The organism is Bifidobacterium kimbladii, assembly GCF_032193675.1.
GTDB classification, from domain to species: domain Bacteria; phylum Actinomycetota; class Actinomycetes; order Actinomycetales; family Bifidobacteriaceae; genus Bombiscardovia; species Bombiscardovia kimbladii.
Window position 1 is genome coordinate 75174 of record NZ_JASTZZ010000004.1, and the last position, 19486, is coordinate 94659.

Below are 19486 nucleotides of genomic sequence, written 5' to 3' on the forward strand. Positions count from 1 at the left end.
CTCGCTTTTAAACGTGATTTGGTTCCGCCCTGTCGAGCTGTCAATAGCCGACCAGACGGAACCAAACATATATCTACGGAAGCGGGATTTACCAGATGCCGATGAGCCGCCACCAGCCCAGACCTACGGTCAGGAAGATGACCACGGTCACCAGGCCGCAAATCAAGCCAATGCGCAGGAACTCAGAGGTCTTGACGTATCCGGCACCGTAAATCAAGGCCGCCGGTCCGGAGGCGTAATGGGTCATGGCGCCAATCAGACCGCTGGCGCATCCCAGCATCAGCGCTGCAGGCATGGCGGGAACCCCGGCAGCCACGGCCACGCTGACGAAGAGCGTGTAGATGGCCGCCACCTGAGCCAGCTCAGAAGCGAACATGTAGTGGATGAGGAAGTAGAAGACCGTCAGAATGACCAGGACCAGCACCCAGGGCAGACCCTTGACCAGTCCGGCGATGATCTCCCCCGCCCAGGTGGTGACGCCCAAGGTGTTCAGTGGTTCCGCCATGCCTACCAGGACGCCGAAGAAGATCAACGTTGACCAGGCGGACTTGTTGGCCACCATATCCTGCCAGGTGATGATCTTGGTGCACAACAGCACGGCCACGCCCAGGAAGGCCACGGTGGTGGAGTTGATATGGATCACCGAACCGGTCGCCCAGAGGACCAGCATGACCAGGAAGGTCACGGTCATAATCCACTCGTGCATGCTCAGCGGGCCCATTCCCTTGAGCTCGTCCTTGGCATCCTCCTGAGCCTGAGGAACATTCTTCAGAGTTGGCGGGAAGATGCGGTAGATCAGGGCGGGGATGATGATCAGGCAGATCAGGCCGGGCACAATACCAGCCAGGGCCCAGGTACCCCATCCGATGTCCACATGGAACTTCTGGGCCAGCTGTCCGACAACCGGGCCGGCCGCCATGGCCGTCAGGAACATGGCCGAAGTGATGGCGTTGACGTTGTTGGCCGTGATCGCCAGATAGGCGCCGATGCGCCGCCGGGACTCGTCAGTGTCCGGCTTTGAACCCTGCACGTCGCTGATGGAGGTGATGATCGGGAATAGAATGCCGCCCAGACGAGCCGTGTTTGACGGGGTGGCCGGAGCCAGGACCAGGTCGGCGGCCGAGAGTCCGTATGCTGTGCCCAGGCTGGACTTGCCTAATCGAGACAGAAAGACCAGGGCAATCCTGCGGCCCAGCCCGGTAGAGACAAAGCCCTGGGCGATGAAGAAGGCCGCCACGATCAGCCAGATGGATGCGCTGCCCAGTCCGTTGAAAGCCGCCTTCTTGGGATCCAGGGCACCGGTCAGCATCCCCACGGTCATGCCGATGATGGCCACTGCTGAGGTGGGCAGAGGCTGCAGAATCAGCCCTAGGATGGTGCCTACGAAGACTCCCAGCATGTGCATGCCCTGGGCGGTCAGCCCCTTGGGAGGCGGAATCAGGAAGATGACCAACCCTACCGCTACACAGATCAGAGCCTTGACCAGCTGGTTCGTATTGAAAGGCTGGCTGGCCTCTGCCTGGGGGTCTCCCCTGCCCTCACGTGTTCGTACTGTTTCACCCATCATTGCTCCTTCGCTCATGATCCGGCGTATGACCGCCTGGAAACCACCGACCTCTTCGTCGGCTTGCTCATGTGGACTTATGCTATGCGGCAGGCGGCAGGGGCGACAAATAAGCATTCCCTATATGAAGGAGCGCCATAGCTGGCGGCCGTCCATGACCTCCAAGGCCCGTCAAAGAGCGGCAAAAGGGGCTTAAGCGCATATAGATCCTGTTTATTTGCCGGTTCGCCAATGGCTTTTCTAGGCTGATTGCAGAGGTCCGGCAACGCGGCCGGCCCCGATCGTGAAGGACAAGTGAGACCATGACAGGATTCGATACCATCAACGATTCCTATGCCAACCGGGGACTGGGATTCGACTATGAGCAACGGCGCGAACTGAAGCTGGATGGACTGCTGCCTGCTGCCGTACAGGATGACGAACAGCGCGAGCGCATCGTTTACCGCCGCTTCCTGGCCCAACCCACCGATCTGGACAAGCGACTCTATCTGATGAGCATCTGCCGCACCGATCGTCGGCTCTTCTACAGGAGCATGGACATGCACCTGACCGAGTACATGCCCATCGTCTACGCCCCCACCGTGGCCCAGTCCATCCAACGCTACGACGAGTTCTATTCGGGCAGCGATGTGGCCTACATCTCCATCGAGCATCCCGAGGGGATCGGCGATGCCCTGGACCAGTACGCCGGCGATCGGCCCATTGACCTGGTGGTCTGCACCGACGCGGAAGGCATTCTTGGCATCGGCGACTGGGGCGCCCAGGGCGCTGAGATCCTGACGGGCAAGCTGGCGGTCTACACAGCAGCTGCCGGCATTGACCCTTCGCGCGTTCTGCCGGTGATGGTGGATGTCGGCACCAACCGCCAGGCTCTGCTGGACAATCCCGACTACGTGGGCAACCACTTCGCCAGGGTCAGAGGCCAGCGCTACGACGACTTCATCGATGACTTCGTGCAGCAGGTCCTCCAGCGCTACCCGCAGGCCCTGATTCACTGGGAGGACTTCGGCAGGCCCGAGGCTGCGCCCGTCCTCAAGCGCTATCAGGACCGGATCCTGACCCTGAACGACGACATCCAGGGCACCGGCGTCACCGTCCTGGCCGCACTGATCGCCGCCAGAAAAATCGCCGGAGCCGACCCCAAGGACACCAGGATCATGGTCTTCGGCGCAGGGACCGCCGGCGTGGGCATCGCCGACCAGATCGTGGACGACCTGATCATCCGCCAAGGCATGGATACCGAGACCGCGCGCAGCAGGGTCCTGCTCTTCGACCGTCAGGGTCTGATCGAGCAGGGCCAGGATGATCTGACCGAGGGCCAAACCCGTTATGCACGCAAGCCAAATGAGTTCGCTTCGGTCACCGACAAGACCTCGCTGGCGCAGGTTGTCGACGCCTTCCAACCCACGGTGCTCATCGGCACCTCGACCAAGCCTGGAGCCTTTGACCAGAACGTTGTGGAGGCCATGGCCAAGCATGTGGAGCGGCCGCTGATCTGCCCCATTTCCAACCCCACGGAACTGGCCGAGGCCAAGGCCGCCGACGTAATCGCCTGGACCCATGGCCGCGGTTTCGTCATCACCGGCACCCCCTCAAAGCCTGTTGACTACCAGGGCGTCACCTATTCCATCGGACAGGGCAACAACGCCCTTATGTATCCCGGCATCTGCTTCGGGGCCATCGTTGCCAAGGCACGGCTGGTCACCAAGGGAATGTTGTTGGCCGCAGCCTATGCCATCTCCGACATGATCGACGTGGACAAGCCCGGAACCGCCGTGCTGCCGCCGGTGGCCGACCTCAAGGAGATCTCGTGCCGGGTCGCCACTGCTGTGGCTGAACAGGCGGTTCAGGAGGGTCTGAACCGTGAGCCGATCGAGGATGTGGACGCCGCCGTGGCCAAGGCCCAGTGGCACTATGATGCCTGAGCGAAACCAGCGCCTTCGCTTCCTGCAATATTGAGATTGTGGTCCGGCCAGCACGATTTATGAACGACGATCGTGTTGGCCGGACCACAATCATGAGCCAAGCCGTATCAATATTCCCCAGGTGTCAATATTCTTAAGTCCAGTCGACAATGATAGGGTGGTGGTAAGTAGTCTTTCGCCAAAGTTGACGGATAAGCAATAATAATCTGAGCAACAATCAAGGGAAGCGGCTCATGACCTATATGGATAATGTCCGCGACCTCGAGCTGCTTACCATGCTGGCCCGGTACGGCAGTTTCACCGACGTCGCGTTGGAGGCAGGCATCTCCCAGCCTGCGGTCTCGCAGGCCATCAGAAGGCTGGAAAAGCGCCTGGGAACCAGGCTGGTCCAAAGGCAACGCTTCGGAGCAGGTGATGGCACACAGCTCACCCAGGCAGGAAGAACAGTGGTGGATCATGTCGGCCAGGCCCTGGATCTGATCAACTCCCTGCCTGAGGCCTTGGCTGCGAGAACCGGGATTCGGCGGCGCACTATAGGCCTGCCTCCCATCATCTCATCGCTGCTGAGCTCCGGACAAGGGCAGCAGAAGCAGTCCGAACCAGACAAGAACACGACCGTAGAAACCATAGGATCCCAAAAGCTCCTGGGCCAGATAGAGGACCACCGTGTGGACTATGGGGCCGTTGCCAGCGTGGACGAATCGCTGAGCGTGGATGGCGTCGAAACGACCAAGCTGGCCTCCTTCCCCTTCGGCATGGTTTGTACTCAGTCCATGGTTGAACGATTGGGTGCGGCAGGAATGACCAATCTGCACCCCGAGGATCTGGCCATGCTTCCCGGGGACGTCCCTTTCGCCACCCTTAACCGCGATTTCGTCCATGCTCAGGCAGCGGAACGGCTGATTCACCTGTCTGAACCAGTCAGCCACCTGATCGAGGTCTCCGACGTGGAAACACTGAAAATGGTGACTACATCCGGCCTGGTCTGCAGCCTGATCACCTCGGCTGGCGTACACCCTGGCGATGGTCTGCGCTTCATCCCCTTTGCCGGTGATGACATGCCTCGTTTCAACATCTTCCTCTTCAACGATACCAAGCGGGAGGCCTTTCACGAGGACGTGGAGGAGGTGCACGCCTTCAGCGACTACGCCACCAGCCGACTGGGCTCTGTGGCTTGACCAAAATGCAAGTCAATGCCCAGGGAGAAGCGGGAATATCCGCAGCGTCCATCTGTTGTATACTGACGAGGCCGGTCCGTAATGGCATCGGCAGAGCTTGATAATTCAAGATTGGGGCTGATCGGTTTCGACGGTGACCTGTTCGTCGCAGGGAAGCGTGCCGAGAACGCGGGGGTCCGCTCGTTAATGTCCTCCCGCAAACAACAAGTGCTAAATCTAACCGCACTGAGTTCGCTCTCGCTGCCTGAGCTTCGCGCCAGGATTAACCAGTGAGCAGCTGCTCCGTTCACTCCCCTTCGCCTTCGGGGGGATGCTGAGCGTCATTAAGAAGACTTGCCTGAACTGCCGCGCCACAGGGCGGTTCGGGGACTTTTACTGCGGCTATGCCCGCCACCGGTTGTCTGCGACACAGGTGGGGGCAGACAGATAGCCACAAAGGCCAGCAGACTACGCACGTAGAAGACTGAGGGTGCGGTCACCGGACCGGGGTTCAATTCCCCGCAGCTCCACAAGGCAAGGGCCAGCCGAGGCAACTTGGCTGGCCCTTTCTATACCGTTTTTACGGTTCAAAGATCCATCTTTACGGATTATTTGGTGCGCCACATTGGCAACAGCCTAATTCATGAACCTCAAGTCATGCTCGTTTCTTTACTCGCAGAGTTAGAATAACTCCAAAGTAGCTCCATTCGGAGCACAAATGATATAATTTGGGAGCTAAAGAAGACAAATAGAGCAATTGAAGCGGGTGAAAGTTATGAAAGAGACAGCGAGAATTCAAATTCGCACCAGCGAGGATATGAAGCGTCGAGCCTCACAGCTTTTCGAAGATCTAGGCCTTGATCTCGGCACAGCAATAAATATGTTTCTTTCTCAGTCTTTGCGCGAAGGGGGACTTCCATTTCGCTCCCAACTTTCCAATTTTGACGGGGAAATGGAGGAAGCTCAAGCTTCACCGGTCACTCACGTGGGTGATGTAGAGGATATGAAAGACATCATCCATCATGTATGAGTTTGCATATACGCAGAAATTCCTGCGTGATGTCAAGAAAATCAAGAAGAAGCATTTCGACTTAAGCAGGCTCGATCAAGTGCTCGACGACTTGGCTGACTACAATTCAGCACTGCTTAAACGTAAATACCGAAATCACCAGTTGAAAGGACGCTGGTCCAAATACGAGGAGCTACATGTCGACGCAGACTGGCTCCTGGTGTACAAGCGCGATAAAAATCGAATGATTCTCACTTTGATGACCACTGGCAGCCATGACCAAACACTGTGACATAAGTGAAAGTCTGAGTAATCGAGCCTTGTTCCGACTGACACGAATCACTGTACTCAATACACAAATTTGACCGCCAACTGTTTATCTACTTCTCAGTTAAAGAGTTAATCGTCAGTAGGATCTCCTCAAGATTAACGTGCCATAATGGCGATACCCATCTTCGAGCAGCCAACATGTATTTTCTGTATTGACCAGTACTGGTCAATACAGCAAGGAACTGCAGGTTGATGAATATGTCACACAGCCATGGCCGAGATCAATGCTCGGCAAGACCGCTCATTTACGCATCGCGGGTCCAGGAGTAAAAGTGCATTGTGAATCATTCGCCTACGGCGCCTTGCAGAATGGCTATGGGCGAGCGCTTCAAAGCAGGCCGCGCCGTCAGCATGGTCGCCAGCGAGCCGACGACGATAATCGGCAATCCGCATATAAGGAAGACCTGCCAAGGAAAAACCATGGACAGACTATGGACAAGCGGCCAGTAGACCATAGCTGTACTCAGTCCGACCAGTCCGGTGCCGCCCGCTGCGATGATAATGCCCGTAGTCATCACGATGGTGCCGTCCAATATGGATATAGCAGTCAGCTGCCGCGGGTTTGCGCCGGCAATTGACAGGAGCGCCAAATCTAGGTCACGATCCCGAGCGGCGATGGCGAACCCCGCAATCACGCCGACCAGGGCGACCAGCAGCGCTGCCCAGAAACCATAGAGCAACTCCAGGGTTCCACCCGATGTGACGTTCTCTATTCCCGGTACCTTGTTCATGGCGATGGTACTGGTGCCTCCGGCAGCCAACAGACCACCAACCAGAAACATACAGGCAGTCAGAGCTATAACTGTTGAGCCGAATGTCGTATCTCGACTCCTGGCCACAGCCTGTGAACGCGCTATCCGCCAGACAGCAGACGACGAGGGGACCAGAGCAGTCCAAAGTTGAGTGATCCTGCTTATAACTGGCCCCCCAGAACGTGCCAAGGCAATCAGCAGCAAGAGAATAGCAAACAGCGGTCCACTTCCAACGGCACTTATGACCGCCTGGACCTGCTTAGGCTCTAAGGCCCCAGAGCCGATGTGCGAAAGATAGGCAAAGACAGGCAACGGCAATAGCAGCAAGGCCAGCCCAAGGAAAAGCGATACAAGACCACGTCCATGTCGCGGCCGTTCAACCGATTCGCTCTCCTCAGCACGGCGCACCATCCGGACGGGTGTCATCTTCCCCAAATCCCGCAATGTCCGGCTGGTCGCCAAGACGACCGTGGCCAATCCCACTGCAAGACCAGTCAGGGCAGACCTGGGAAAAACGTGCCAGGTAAAAGCGAAATGTACCGGCATTCGCATCCCTGTGGAATACCAATCCAGGATCCTTCCAGCCAGCGCAGGTGAAAGAACCACAGCAACAAGGGAGGCCGGCAGAGCCAGAATCATCACCTGCAAAAGCGTAAGCACCAGGACCTGCTTAGGCGTGGCTCCCAGCAGCGAAAGAAGGGACAACCCCTGCCGACGTTGGCGAATCGATGCCTGCAAGGTCTGCTTAATCACCAGGCAGCCGAGCACAATGACTGTGAGGAAGACCAAACTCAGGGCCGATGCGAGACTCTTGGCAGGATCCCTGGTCTTAGCCGACAAACCCTGGTAATAGCTGTTGACGCCCATACTCACGCTCATGGCGCAGAGCCGGGTTTGGGTGACCACAAGAACGATAAAGACGCCAGCCCAGATGCCATTATTGGCTTTCAGGTCACGCAAGGCCCAAGTCATGATTCATTCACCTGCCACATCCTCGTGCGTACATACAGCTACATGCCTCTATTTATATGAATAGTCGATCGGCGCGTAAGACAACATCCGGCAAACCCCTGAAACGACCCTGAATCAACCCTGATTCCCTCTCGCAATGGACCGTCGACCGCTCCCTTGCTATTCAACTATCAGGGTGCTGCCTCGTGCTATTCTGATGGCCAGAATCTGATTCAGGTTCCCGGACGATGGTCAAGTACCCGGACAGCGACAAGACTTGCCGAAAGGGAACCATGTCCTCGTGGATCGTACTCATATTCGCTGGCGTCTGTGAATCGGTCTGGGCCACCGCGCTAGGTAAATCCCAAGGTTTTACCAAAATCGTCCCTGACATCGTTTTTATTGTAGGACTGATTCTCAGCATGATGGGTCTGGCCTTTGCCATGCGCAACATCCCAACCAGCACGGCCTACGCGGTCTGGGTCGGCATCGGAGCTGCCTTGACTGTCCTATATGCCATGGCCACGGGATCGGAACCTGTTTCGCTGGCCCGCATCCTGCTCATCATCGGCCTGGTTGCTTGCGTGGTCGGACTCAAGGTCGTCAACTGAAAACAGTGCCTATCAAAGCAGATATATCCAAGCAGCAGAATCAATGAGGAAAGGAATCGCTATCATGACCGCAACAATACGGCAATGCACATCAGATGATGCCGGACTGATACGTTCCTTGGGCATTACCACTTTCCGCGACACCTTCGCCGCCGACAACAGCCAAGAGAACATGGAAGACTACCTCCGGCACTCCTTCTCCCCCGAACTGGTCAAGTCACAACTGTCCGAACCTGAATCCGTTTTTTTCTGGCCAGCGTGGACGGCACGCCCGCAGCCTACATGCAGCTCAACACCGGGAAGGCCCAAACAGAGCAGTTCGGCGACACATCCATGGAGATCGAGCGGTTATACGTCCTATCGGATTTCAAGCACCGCGGATTGGGCACCCTGTTGATCAATCGAGCCTTCAAACGTGCCAGGAACCAGAGCCTGAGCAAAACCTGGCTGGGTGTATGGGAGCACAATGAGCCCGCCCAACGTTTCTACCAAGCCATGGGCTTCAAACGGACTGGGGAGCACACCTTCACCTTGGGCTAGGATCTACAGACCGACTGGATCATGACCGCAGCAGTCAGTTGACGGATACGTCTGCATAATCCAGCGGCGCCAACGAATCTGAGACGATCCAAGGAAAAACCATGACTGATCGGAATCCGCCCGTCAGCGGAGTAAGTAGGTAATTCCTCATGACATCCTCCATGCACACCGATCAGGATTGCGCCGAAGAGGCAGCACGTCATATTGCCTTGGCAACACAGGCACCGCGGACTTCGACCTGAAACTAGGCATCGTAAGAGTTGAAGGGACAGCCATCGACTGAACCATCGACTGAACCATTGACAGGAACCAGCCCTGCCATGACTACATTGAAGTGGACGCCCTTCATGCCAGTCTTCAAGCGGTTCTCCAGTACGACCTTCACCAGGTACCGGTCCAGCTGTACCCTGCGGTACTACAACAACGCCTGAAGTATTTAGACTGGAACCATGAGAATCGTCATACAACGGGTCAGCCATGCCCGAGTCGATGTGGTCGACGAGCAAGGACAGCCGGATCCTGATTTTAAACCCCAAAGCATCGGCACAGGACTCTTGCTTCTAGTGGCCGTCCAGGACAGCGACGGCGATGCCCAAGTGGACTATGCCGTCCGCAAGCTGACCCGGATGCGCATCTTCGCCGACGAGGAGGGCCGGATGAACCGGTCGGTCCTGGACTGCGGCGGCTCCATCCTCTCCATCTCCCAGTTCACCCTTTACGCGGATCTGCGTCGCGGCAACCGTCCAAGCTTCATGGCTGCGGGAGAACCCCGACATGCCCAAAAGGTCTGGCAGGACCTGAACCGGGCGCTGGCCGCGACCGGTGTGCCAGTTGCCGTCGGACAATTCGGCGCCCACATGCGAGTGGATCTGGTCAACGACGGACCGGTGACCATCCTGCTGGATACCGACCGGCTGATGAAGACGGCAGCTCCTGCAGCGACTATTTGACGATGGGCCGCAGGGGCGCCGACACATCAAGCTGATGCTTGTCGCCGATCTTGGTTGGATCGTTGATGATCTTGTCGACCACCGCCTGCTTGAGCTTCAGGTCGGAGCCGTCGCCCCAGATGATGACATGGTTGCCCTGGTCCAGCTCGGTGGTGATGGAGTCCTGGGTTTCCGCAGTCACCTTGGTCACCGAATGACGCATGGCCTCGGGCATGGTCGACAGTATCCGCAGGGTCTGCCTGACCGCCTGATCCTGCTGGGCACGATTGACAGTGGACACCTGGATGACCGGCACTCCCTTCACCGGCTTGGACACAGTATTGAGCACCCTCCCCTGTCTGTCTACGGCCGTCAGTTTGTCCTGCGCATCCTTGAAGACCGCAGTGGGCTCCTGGGCATCGAAGGTCACCTCCAGACCGTGCGGAAAACTCTTGCGGACCTTGGCATCGGTCACCCCGGCCATGCCGCTGATCTCCTGCTCGACTCCATTAGTGGAAATCAGCAGCAGCGAGCGATCCCCCTGATGAGCCACGATTGAGGCCACCCGATCGTTGGACACCCAGGCATTGCCGCCGCTGACATCGATCTTTTCGGTCTGCAGGCGGAAGACCGGCGAGAGAAAAAGCAGCCATGACAGTCCTGCAATCAGAGCCATGACCAGGAGGGCGACACCTGTCCGGATCAGGACCAGCCTGCGGCTGACCTTCTTCTTCTCGCGCACACGGGCCTGAAAGTCCAGAACCTTGGGCCGTACGAAGATCCCCAGCCCCTGATCCTCCTGGTCGGTGCCAATCCTGCCTGAGACGGGTCGGTCCGGCGGTATGGTCCGGGCATCGACGAATCCGCCGGCCGAAGTCGTCGAGCGTGAGAGCGCAGACTTGGATGTCACAGACTTGGAGGCTGAGGCGCTGCTGCCTTTGACCAGCGAGCGGGAGGATGAAGAGGCCGACCTTGGGCTACGTGTCCTGGAGCCGCCTGCATTCTTGGCACGATTGGGACGACCCTTGAGACGCTTGGACCGCTTGAGACGCCTGCCCCTGCCGCCTGTCTTTTCAGCCTTGGACCGGCGACCTGCCAATCCCGCAGCATCGGAAGCGGCCGACCTGCCCGATCTGGCGGTTCTGCCGGTCTGCGGTTCCTCTCCCAAAGGCTTGGTGGTGCGCCCAGACCGGGCTGTCCGTGCGGCCTTGGCAGCCCGAACGGCCCTGCTTCTGGAAGAGGCTCCGCCGGAGGCGCTGCGACCCTTGCCGGTCTTCACTGTTCGTCCCGTTCAGCCAGCCTGTCAAGAATGACCGGTCCCATGGCGGTGACATCGCCGGCGCCTACGGTCAGGATCACATCCCCCGGCTCTGCCCGCTCGGCCAGATCCAGAGCTGCCTGATGCATGTCCGGGCAGGCCCGGAAGACAGCTCCGGTCGACCTCTTCCCGGAATCCTGGGACTCATGGTTCGATGCCTTGCGAGCGGCGGCAGGGATGGTCCCGGCATCCACGCCCGGAAAATCGCTGGCCAGCTCACGGGCGGGGAAGATGTCGGTTACGTTCACATCGTCCGCCAGGGACAAAGCATCTGCGAACCGGTCAGCGAAGATGGCCGTTCGCGAATACAGGTGAGGCTGGAAGAGCACCCTGATGGTCCGCCCCGGATAACGCCGTCTGGCGGCGGTCAGCAGAGCAGCGATCTCCGTAGGATGATGGGCGTAATCGTCCACTACGGTGACCCCGTGCTGGATTCCACGGACCTCGAAGCGTCGAGAGGCCCCACGGAAGTCTGCGGCAGAAGCGGCGGCCGTATCCGGGGCCATTCCCAACAGGATGGCGGCGATGATGGCCGCGGCTGCATTGCGGGCATTGTGAATGCCGGGAATCGCCAAGTCCACCTGCAATTCGAGCGGCTTGCTGGCATCCAACCCTGCTGCCTGAAGCACCTGCGCCGGGAGAGCCAAACGGCAATGCTCACGACCGCTGCCGCTGCTTTCGGACTCGGACTCGATGCGAACCAGGCCGAGGACCCCGGGCAGGGAGCCCATATTCAGCTGGGGATCCGAAGCATAGACGATGATCTTGGCCTGGCAGTCCCCGTGCAGCCGCCGCAGCACCTCCAGGGCGCCCTGGTCGTCCCCGCAGACCACCAGGAAGCGGCGGGCATGCCGGGCATGTTCCACGAAGGCCTGGTGGAAAGCGTCAGCCGTGCCGTAGTGGTCCAGATGGTCGGGCTCCACGTTGGTGATGATGGCGATGTCGGGAGTGTACTTGCCAAAGCTGCCGTCGGACTCGTCCGCCTCGGCCACCAGGACCCGTCCGGCTCCCACATGCCCCCCGTCCATGGGCCCCTGGCCGCTCTGAAGGCTGCCCCCGATGGCGTAGCTGGGATCGGCCAGATCCCCTTGGCCGCCCTTGGTCAGCAGGTGGGCCAAGAGCGCGCTGGTGGTGGTCTTGCCATGGGCACCGGCCACGGTGACTGAAATTCTGGAGGCCATGAGCAGGGCCAGAATGTCACTGCGGTGGACCAGCCGGGCGCCGGCCTCGCGAGCTGCCAGAATCTCGGGATTGTCAGGCTTGATGGCACTGGACCAGACCACCGTGCGAGCCCCGGCCACGTTGCTGGCGTCCTGACCGATGGCGACCGGGATTCCCAGCTGACGCAGGCGGCGGGTCTTGTCCCCCTCGGCACGGTCGGAGCCCGAGACCTGCGCCCCCTCCTGGTGAAGCATCTCGGCCAGCACGCTCATCCCGGCCCCGCCGATGCCGATGAAGTGGGTGGGCCCCAGATCCTTGGGGTCGCGCACTCCGGCCTGGACCAAGGCAGGCAGGCAGGGGTCCAGAACCGGCAGGGACCGGTCGCCGCCGCCCTGCCGACCGGGCACAGTATTCAATTCATGCTTGGGCACAGTAGTTGCATCTCCTCCAACAGTTCAGGACCGTTCAGGACGGTCGCCCGTCGCCTGCCTCCATTATGCCCGATTAGGCCCTCCCAGAGTCCTTGCGGGCAAGGTGTTGGTCGGCCATGGTCAGGATCTGCTCAGCCATCACCTGGGCAGCGTCGCGAATCCCGTACCCCCAGGCCCGGCTGCGCATGTCAGCCAGCCTATCCTTATCAGCCATAAGAGCAGGGACGTGCTGGGCCACCCATTTGGCGTCCAGCGCCGCATCATCGACCATGAGCCCTCCCCCGGCCTGAACGACTGGCTGGGCGTTGAATCGCTGCTCGCCGTTGCCGATGGGCAGGGGCACGTAGACGGCGGGCACCCCCAGGGCGGCCAGCTCGCTGACAGAGCCGGCACCAGCCCTGCAGACCACCAAGTCGGCACAGGCGAAGGCCAGATCGATCCGCTCCAAGTATTCAGCCATGTGGTAGTCCCCCCGGCCCTGGTGGGCCGGGTCCAAATCGTTGATGGCCGCATCGCCCAGATCAGCCGCCACCTGCTCTCTGACCTGGTCGGCCTTGCCGCGGCCCGTCAGATGGATGACCTGGGTTCGCTCCAATAGTTGCCGGGCCGCGCCAGCCACCGCCTTATTCAGGCTGAGCGCGCCCAGGGATCCCCCGGTGACCAGCAGAATGGGCCTATCGGGATCCAGACCCAGGGACCGTGCCGACTCCCGGCGAGCGCCCGAGGGATCAGCCTCCATCCGCTTGGCCAGCCGGGCGATGGCTGGCCGCAGGGGAAGACCCACGCGGCGCACAGGCACTCCGGCCCGGGCTCGGATGCCGGTATCCTCATAGGCTGTACCGACGAAATCAGCCCAGCGAGCGCCCAGTTTGTTGGCCATGCCTGCCCGGGCGTTCTGCTCGTGGACGACGATGGGCAGACCCAGGTTCCGCGCAGCCCTGTAGGCCGGCGCCGAGGCATAGCCACCAAAGCCGACCACCAGGTCGGCCGACCGATCCTGCAGATATTCTCGGACTCGCTGCACCTCATGCCGCCAACGCCGGGGAAAGCCCAGGGCGGCCTTGCCGGGGCGACGGGGGAAGGGCACCTTCTCAATCAGGTCCAGGGGAAGTCCGGCGGCCGGCACCAGGTCGTGCTCCAGCCCGACAGCAGTACCGATCACGCTGACAGCCGCCTGGGGGCAGCGTTCCTGAATGGCCGCAGCCACGCTGAGCAGGGGGTTGACATGCCCTGCCGTTCCCCCTCCGGCCAGCACCAGATGGGGACCAGCGCCCTTACCGGCATGCTCCTGGTCGTCCCCAGGCATCCCGTTCTCGGTCCTCGTCGCTGTCGTCATCCCTGAATCCGCTTCCTCTCCGCCATATCCATTCCATATCTCATGACCCGTCTGTGGCCGCCTTCACGTCCGGCTGAGTCCGAATCATCTGCAGGGCCACCCCGGCCGAAGCCAGGCAGGAGATCAGGGCGGTCCCTCCAGCCGACACGAAGGGCAGGGGCAGGCCGATGACCGGCAACAGGCCCAGAACCACGCAGATGTTGACCAGTGCTTGACCCACCAGCCATACATCCAGGCAGATCAGCACCATGCCCGCATACCGGTTCCTGGTGGTCAGGGCGATCCTCAGCATGCACCAGCCCATGACCACGAAGACCAGAATAAGCATGGCCGCCCCTACAAAGCCCAGCTCCTCGCCGATGACAGCGAAGATGAAGTCATTGTGCGCCTCGGGCAGGTAGTTCCACTTCTCCCTGGAGTTGCCCAGCCCGACCCCGGTCAGGCCCCCCGAGGCCATGGCATACAGTCCGTGGATGGACTGGTAGCAGACACCCTGAATGTCATCCGCCGAGCACTTGCCGTAGGCGGCCATGATCCGCTGGGTCCGGTTGCTGTTGCCGTAGACCGAAAAGCCGATGACCGCGGCCATCCCCAGAACTGCCAGGCTGAGCAGCCAGCGCAGGGGGAAGCCCGAGACCAGGAAGGCCACGAAGCCGATGATGACGATGATCATGGCCGTTCCCAGATCCTTGCCCAGCATGATCAGCAGGAAACTGATCAGAAAGCCGGCGGCCGGCCTGGCATAGGCCTTTGCCTGGCTCTTCAGGTCGGAATCCTTGCCAGCCTGCCGTTGGGCTTCGATCAGGGCCTGGGGCAGCCACAGGCACAGGGCCAGTTTGAGCAGCTCGGCCGGCTGCATGGAGATGCCCCCCACCGAGATCCATCCCTCATTGCCGTTGGCAGACCGCCCCAGGGGAGTACGCGTCAGCAGCTGAACACCCTGGCTGACAATCAGAAACCCGGTACTCCAGCTCCGGTAGCGGTCGATGCTGATCCTTACGGCCAAAAGGGCCAGCAACAGCCCCACCACGGCGTATATGCTCTGACGAATAACCTGGCTCCAGGGAGAGCTGCCCTGGGCCACCAGATCCACAGCCGAGGAGGAAAAGACCATCATCAGGCCGAAAACCGTGGTGGCGACGACCGTAGCCAAAAAGCCGTAGTAGCACCAGAGCGGGTTGAGAATGGCCCGCCAGCCCCGGTAGTCCCCCTTGCCGCCAGACCCCCGGGAGGGAGCCTTGTGCGGATCAGTGTCGCGCTTCATGCTCGTGGACCCACTGTTCGGCCTGCTGGGCAAACTGGTCGCCCCGGTCGGCATAGGAGGCGAACTGGTCCATGGAAGCGCAGGCGGGGGCCAGCAGAACCACTTGGCCAGGCTGTGCATAGGAGCCGGCGGCACGGACGGCCCGGGCCATAACCTGATCGCCGGCACCAGGGTCGATCAGGGTAACCGGCAGATCGGGCGCCTGGTCCTTGATGGCTTGAACTATGGGCTGCTGATCCTGACCGATGACCACGGCTGCAGCCAGCTTGGACCTGCGGGACCGGACCAGATCGTCAAAGCGGGCGCCCTTGGCCAGCCCGCCGGCCAGCCAGACCACCTGGCCGTCATGGTAGCTGGCCAGGGAGGCCTCGGCGGCATGAGCGTTGGTGGCCTTGGAGTCGTCGACAAAACGGATGGCCTGCGAACCCTGGCCCAGGGTGGCCACCGTACTGATCCTGTGGTCGCCAGGGGTGAAAGCACGCATGGCTTCGATGGCCGCGTCGACCTTGGCTCCAGCACCCAGGGCCAAAGCCAGGGCGCAGAGGGCATCAGCCAGCAGATGGGGGTAGACCGTGCCGTCAGGCTCGCACAGATCCGTCAGGTCGGCCACCCGGACCAGCCTGACGCCCTCCTCAAAATCATGACCGGTCAATCCGCTGCGGTCTATGACCCAGCCATCCTCTACGCCCAACTGCCCAGGCTCGGGCCGACCCAGGGTGAAGCCCACACGTCGGCAGCCTGGGGCTGGCTGCGCCTGCCTGGCCAGTTCAGAGACCCGGGAGTCGTCAGCGTTGTAGACCAGGGCCTTGCGCACGCCCCGGTAGATGCGCGCCTTGTCGGCCGCATAGGCCTCAAAGCCACCGTGCCAGTCCAGGTGGTCGTCGGCCAGATTGGTGATGGCCGCGCACTCCAGGGTCGGCGAAAAAGTGAAGTGCAGCTGGAAGGAGCTCAGCTCTACGCAGAGCATGTCGTTGTCGGAGTCCAGAACGGCTGTGGATACGGCCTTGCCGATGTTGCCCACCGCAGGGGCCGTGAACCCGCTGGCCTGCATCATGGCGGCGACCATCCTGGTGGTCGAGGTCTTGCCATTGGTGCCGGTGATTCCGATCCAGGGGGCTGGCCGGCCGGTCCGGGCTGCGGGCACCCGCAGCATCCAAGCCATCTCCACTTCGCTGACCACAGGGATGCCCCGACGCTGCGCCTCAAGGATAAATGGGGTGCGCGGATTGAAGACGGGCGAGGCCATGACCAGGTCCACCTGGCTCCAGTCCACCTGGTCGAAGTCATGAAGATCGGCCTGCGGGGCGCGCTGGTCCACAGTGATCACCCCGGCCGCCCGGCCTCGCAGGGCTGCGGCCACGCTCCGTCCGGAAATGCCCAGCCCGGCGACCAGTACACGCTTCTGGCTCAAGTCCATATCCATGAACACCTCATTCCGCTAGCTCCGGCATCTGCTTGGCATGATACCGGCTGCCGAAGTCCGGTACCGTGAATGGACGCGCTCAGATGGGCAGCCCAGAGCGGACCACCCAGTCTGCATAGAAGCAGACCAGGGCCAGCAGGACGAAGATCAGGTCCACCATCCAGAACCGGACAACCACCTTGGACTCCTGCCAACCCATCAGCTCGAAGTGGTGGTGGATGGGCGCCATCTTGAAGACCCGCTTGTGGGTGAGCTTGAAGTAGCCCACCTGGATGACGTCGGAGGCGGCCTCGCCCACGAAGAGCCCGCCCAGGATGACCGCCAGAAGCTCGGTATGAGTGGCGATGGACAGGGCTGCGAAGAGCCCGCCCAGGGCCAAGGATCCGGTGTCTCCCATGAAGATGGAGGCCGGATTGGTGTTGTACCAGAGGAAGCCGAAGCAGGCCACGGCCGCGCAGCAGGCGATGATGGCCAGGTCCAGGGGGTCGGAGACCGCGTAGGCATGGCCGGGATGGCTGCCGCCCTTCAAGTGGTAGCTTTCCCAGAAGGCGATGACCGTGTAACCCACGAAGGCGATCATGGAGGAGCCTGAAGCCAGCCCGTCAAGGCCGTCAGTCAGGTTGACCGCATTGCTCCAGGCCGTCATCAGCAGATTGACCCAGATGATGAACAGCACCACGGACAGGACGCTGCCTGCCATTCTGAAGTCGATGATGGGCTGCTCCACGAAGGAGATGCCCGCCTGGGCGCTGGGGTACCCGTTCTTGGTGGGCAGCTTCAGAGCCAGCACCGCGTAGATGGTGGCCAGTATGAACTGGCCGATGAACTTGGCCCTGACCGACAGGCCCAGGTTCTGCTTCTTGCGCACCTTGGCGAAGTCGTCGATGAAGCCCAGGAAGCCCATGGAGAGCATGGCGAACAGCACCAGCATGGCCGACAGGGACACGGATTCCCCCCGCGACAGGTAGCGGTAGAGCGCCGAGGCTGCCCAACCCAGCAGGATGGCCAGGTTGATGATCAGCCCGCCCATGGTCGGGGTGCCGCGCTTGACCAGGTGGGACTTGGGCCCATCCTGGCGGATGTACTGGCCGTAGTGCAGACGGTGGACCAGCCGTATCAGCAGGGGGGTGCCTGCCAGCGTCACCACCAGGGCGACCAGGATTCCGATGATGAGGGCAATCACAGTGTGTACTCCAACTCTTGGATTCTGTCCTTGAACGTTCTACCCCGCTGTGGGGATGCCAGCAGATTCATGGCTCAGCCCTGCCACCGGTCGGCCAGACCGGACAGGCCGGACATGTGCGAGCCCTTGAGCAGGACAAGATTTTGCCGGTCAGGATGCTTGGCGCATAGGCGGCGAACCATGTGATCGGCCTGGTCAGCATCCTGGGCGAAGAGGACTCGCATGGCCCCAGGCTGTTCCTCGCTCCGACCAGATAGGCCGCCAGCGCCACGGACAAGGGCATGAACCAACCCGTCCATCTGCTGATCCCGGCAGCCCACCGCGACCAACGCATCAATGCCCAACCGACGGCAGTAGGCGCCGATCTCCTGGTGCAGCTGCTCCCCTTGGCCGCCCAGCTCAAGCATGACCCCCAGGACAGCTATCCGATAGACCGGGCCATCGGATCCCTTCCAGGCGGCCAGGGCGTCCAGACCAGCCCGCACGGAGTCGGGATTGGCGTTGAAGGAATCATCGATCAGCGTGAAGGAGGCATCCGGCAGCAGGACCGAAGACAGGGCCATCCGATGCGGGCTTATTTGCCGCTGTCGACCCAGCTCATCGGCGATGCGTTCTGCGTCCAGACCCAGAGCGTGGGCTACCGTGGCGGCAGCCAGGGCGTTCATGACATTGTGCCGCCCCGGGATGCCCAGACGCAACCGCACTGGTTGCTGGCCAGGCAGACGCAGCTCGAAGGCCGGCCTGTCCAGGCTGTCGCTGTCAAGGTAGCGAGCCGAGCCGTCCAGGCTGCGGTCCTGACCGCCGTCCTCAGCGGCCATGCCAAACCGCAGAACAGGGCCAGAGGCCAGATCAGCCATGGCAGCCACCCGGGAATCGTCTGCGTTGAGCACGGCGGTCCCGCCCGGCACCAGACCTTGCACGATCTCGCTCTTGGCCTGGGCGATGCGATCCACGGAGCCGAATTCGCCCAGGTGGGCCACTCCCACCTTGAGGACCAGAGCCATGTCCGGGGGAACCATTGTGGTCAGCCGGGCGATCTCACCCAGGTGGTTGGCACCCATCTCGGCCACCAGATACCGGGTGTCAGGCCCCACCTCCAAGGCAGTCAGAGGAAGGCCGATCTCGTTGTTGAAAGACCCGACAGGGGCCACCACCGGACCAAGGAGTGCCAGCAGGGAGGACAGCAGATCCTTGGTGGTGGTCTTGCCGACGGATCCGGTGATGCCAATCACCGTAAAGGGTTCTGACGCTGCGCGCCGACGGTCTATGCTGGCCCGGGCCAGCAGCCCCAAGGCGTCAACCGTATCGTCCACAAGAATCTGGGGCAGGTCAGCGCCCGGAACGAGATGGTCGACCAGGGCCGCCCGGCAGCCCTTGGCTCCCAGGCCGGGAACATAGTCATGGCCATCCACGTGCTCGCCCTTGATGGCTACGAAGAGTCCATCGGGCTTGGCCTGACGGGAGTCGGTCACCACCCGCATGCGCACGGACCGCTGGTCGGATTCGTGACCAGGACTGACCTCGACCAGCCGACCGTGCACATATTCGACGACCTCTTCCAGGGTCATGGGCATGGACCCGGCCCCTACAGACTGACTCATC

At 61.0% G+C, this 19486-nt stretch carries 16 protein-coding genes, 1 other RNA gene and 1 riboswitch; of the genes, 8 read left to right on the forward strand and 9 right to left on the reverse strand.

The window, feature by feature from the left end:
* Positions 1 to 88: 88 nt before the first annotated feature.
* The gene (locus QRX41_RS06280; protein WP_313839408.1) at positions 89 to 1564 is read right to left on the reverse strand and encodes a DASS family sodium-coupled anion symporter; all 1476 of its coding nucleotides are present in this window, start codon (positions 1562 to 1564) and stop codon (positions 89 to 91) included.
* Between the two features lie 302 nt (positions 1565 to 1866).
* On the opposite strand from QRX41_RS06280, the gene QRX41_RS06285 reads away from it, so the two are divergent.
* From QRX41_RS06285 to QRX41_RS06305, 5 genes are all read left to right on the forward strand, one after another.
* Positions 1867 to 3489 carry an NAD-dependent malic enzyme gene (locus QRX41_RS06285; protein ID WP_313839410.1) on the forward strand — a complete coding sequence of 541 codons (1623 nt, stop codon included), beginning with the start codon at positions 1867 to 1869 and terminating at the stop codon, positions 3487 to 3489.
* Between the two features lie 233 nt (positions 3490 to 3722).
* Positions 3723 to 4667: a LysR family transcriptional regulator gene (locus QRX41_RS06290; protein ID WP_313839412.1), complete on the forward strand. Its 945-nt coding sequence runs from the start codon at positions 3723 to 3725 to the stop codon at positions 4665 to 4667.
* 113 nt (positions 4668 to 4780) lie between these two features.
* Positions 4781 to 5179, forward strand: a transfer-messenger RNA (tmRNA) gene (gene ssrA, locus QRX41_RS06295).
* A gap of 242 nt (positions 5180 to 5421) precedes the next feature.
* Positions 5422 to 5676, forward strand: a complete 255-nt coding sequence (locus tag QRX41_RS06300) for a type II toxin-antitoxin system RelB/DinJ family antitoxin (RefSeq protein WP_313839413.1) — start codon at positions 5422 to 5424, stop codon at positions 5674 to 5676.
* Complete coding sequence (locus QRX41_RS06305) at positions 5669 to 5947, forward strand: type II toxin-antitoxin system RelE/ParE family toxin (RefSeq protein WP_045924101.1); 279 nt, start codon at positions 5669 to 5671, stop codon at positions 5945 to 5947. The genes QRX41_RS06300 and QRX41_RS06305 overlap by 8 nt, the downstream gene beginning before the upstream one ends.
* 322 nt (positions 5948 to 6269) lie before the next feature.
* Here QRX41_RS06305 and QRX41_RS06310 read toward each other — a convergent pair whose 3' ends face one another.
* Entirely contained in the window at positions 6270 to 7709 is a 1440-nt protein-coding gene (locus QRX41_RS06310) for an FtsX-like permease family protein (RefSeq protein ID WP_313839414.1), read from the reverse strand.
* A 200-nt stretch (positions 7710 to 7909) separates the two neighbouring features.
* Positions 7910 to 7973, forward strand: a riboswitch (guanidine-III (ykkC-III) riboswitch).
* 8 nt (positions 7974 to 7981) lie between these two features.
* Between QRX41_RS06310 and QRX41_RS06315 the strand changes: the two genes are divergently transcribed.
* The 3 genes from QRX41_RS06315 to dtd all read left to right on the forward strand — a co-directional run bounded on the left by QRX41_RS06315 (position 7982) and on the right by dtd (position 9789).
* Complete coding sequence (locus QRX41_RS06315) at positions 7982 to 8299, forward strand: DMT family transporter (RefSeq protein WP_313839415.1); 318 nt, start codon at positions 7982 to 7984, stop codon at positions 8297 to 8299.
* A gap of 258 nt (positions 8300 to 8557) precedes the next feature.
* A complete protein-coding gene (locus QRX41_RS06320; RefSeq protein ID WP_313839416.1) occupies positions 8558 to 8839 on the forward strand; it encodes a GNAT family N-acetyltransferase in 282 nt (93 codons plus the stop codon).
* 449 nt (positions 8840 to 9288) lie between these two features.
* A complete protein-coding gene (gene dtd, locus QRX41_RS06325) occupies positions 9289 to 9789 on the forward strand; it encodes a D-aminoacyl-tRNA deacylase (RefSeq protein WP_313839418.1) in 501 nt (166 codons plus the stop codon).
* Here the strand turns inward: dtd and QRX41_RS06330 are convergent.
* From QRX41_RS06330 to QRX41_RS06360, 7 genes are all read right to left on the reverse strand, one after another.
* On the reverse strand, positions 9782 to 11047 hold the full coding sequence (locus tag QRX41_RS06330; RefSeq protein ID WP_313839420.1) for a cell division protein FtsQ/DivIB: 1266 nt from the start codon (positions 11045 to 11047) through the stop codon (positions 9782 to 9784). The two genes, dtd and QRX41_RS06330, sit on opposite strands and share 8 nt — an antisense overlap.
* On the reverse strand, positions 11044 to 12612 hold the full coding sequence (gene murC, locus QRX41_RS06335) for a UDP-N-acetylmuramate--L-alanine ligase (RefSeq protein ID WP_313839560.1): 1569 nt from the start codon (positions 12610 to 12612) through the stop codon (positions 11044 to 11046). The genes QRX41_RS06330 and murC overlap by 4 nt, the downstream gene beginning before the upstream one ends.
* A gap of 139 nt (positions 12613 to 12751) precedes the next feature.
* Positions 12752 to 13984, reverse strand: coding sequence for a UDP-N-acetylglucosamine--N-acetylmuramyl-(pentapeptide) pyrophosphoryl-undecaprenol N-acetylglucosamine transferase (locus tag QRX41_RS06340; RefSeq protein ID WP_313839561.1), 1233 nt, complete (start codon positions 13982 to 13984; stop codon positions 12752 to 12754).
* Positions 13985 to 14054: 70 nt separating this feature from the next.
* Positions 14055 to 15278 carry a peptidoglycan glycosyltransferase FtsW gene (locus tag QRX41_RS06345; protein WP_313839422.1) on the reverse strand — a complete coding sequence of 408 codons (1224 nt, stop codon included), beginning with the start codon at positions 15276 to 15278 and terminating at the stop codon, positions 14055 to 14057.
* Positions 15262 to 16701, reverse strand: coding sequence for a UDP-N-acetylmuramoyl-L-alanine--D-glutamate ligase (murD, locus tag QRX41_RS06350; RefSeq protein WP_313839423.1), 1440 nt, complete (start codon positions 16699 to 16701; stop codon positions 15262 to 15264). Before murD ends, QRX41_RS06345 begins: the two co-directional genes overlap by 17 nt.
* A 79-nt stretch (positions 16702 to 16780) precedes the next feature.
* The gene (gene mraY / locus QRX41_RS06355) at positions 16781 to 17884 is read right to left on the reverse strand and encodes a phospho-N-acetylmuramoyl-pentapeptide-transferase (protein ID WP_045924096.1); all 1104 of its coding nucleotides are present in this window, start codon (positions 17882 to 17884) and stop codon (positions 16781 to 16783) included.
* A gap of 74 nt (positions 17885 to 17958) precedes the next feature.
* A complete protein-coding gene (locus QRX41_RS06360) occupies positions 17959 to 19485 on the reverse strand; it encodes a UDP-N-acetylmuramoyl-tripeptide--D-alanyl-D-alanine ligase (protein WP_313839424.1) in 1527 nt (508 codons plus the stop codon).
* Between the last annotated feature and the right edge of the window lies 1 nt (position 19486).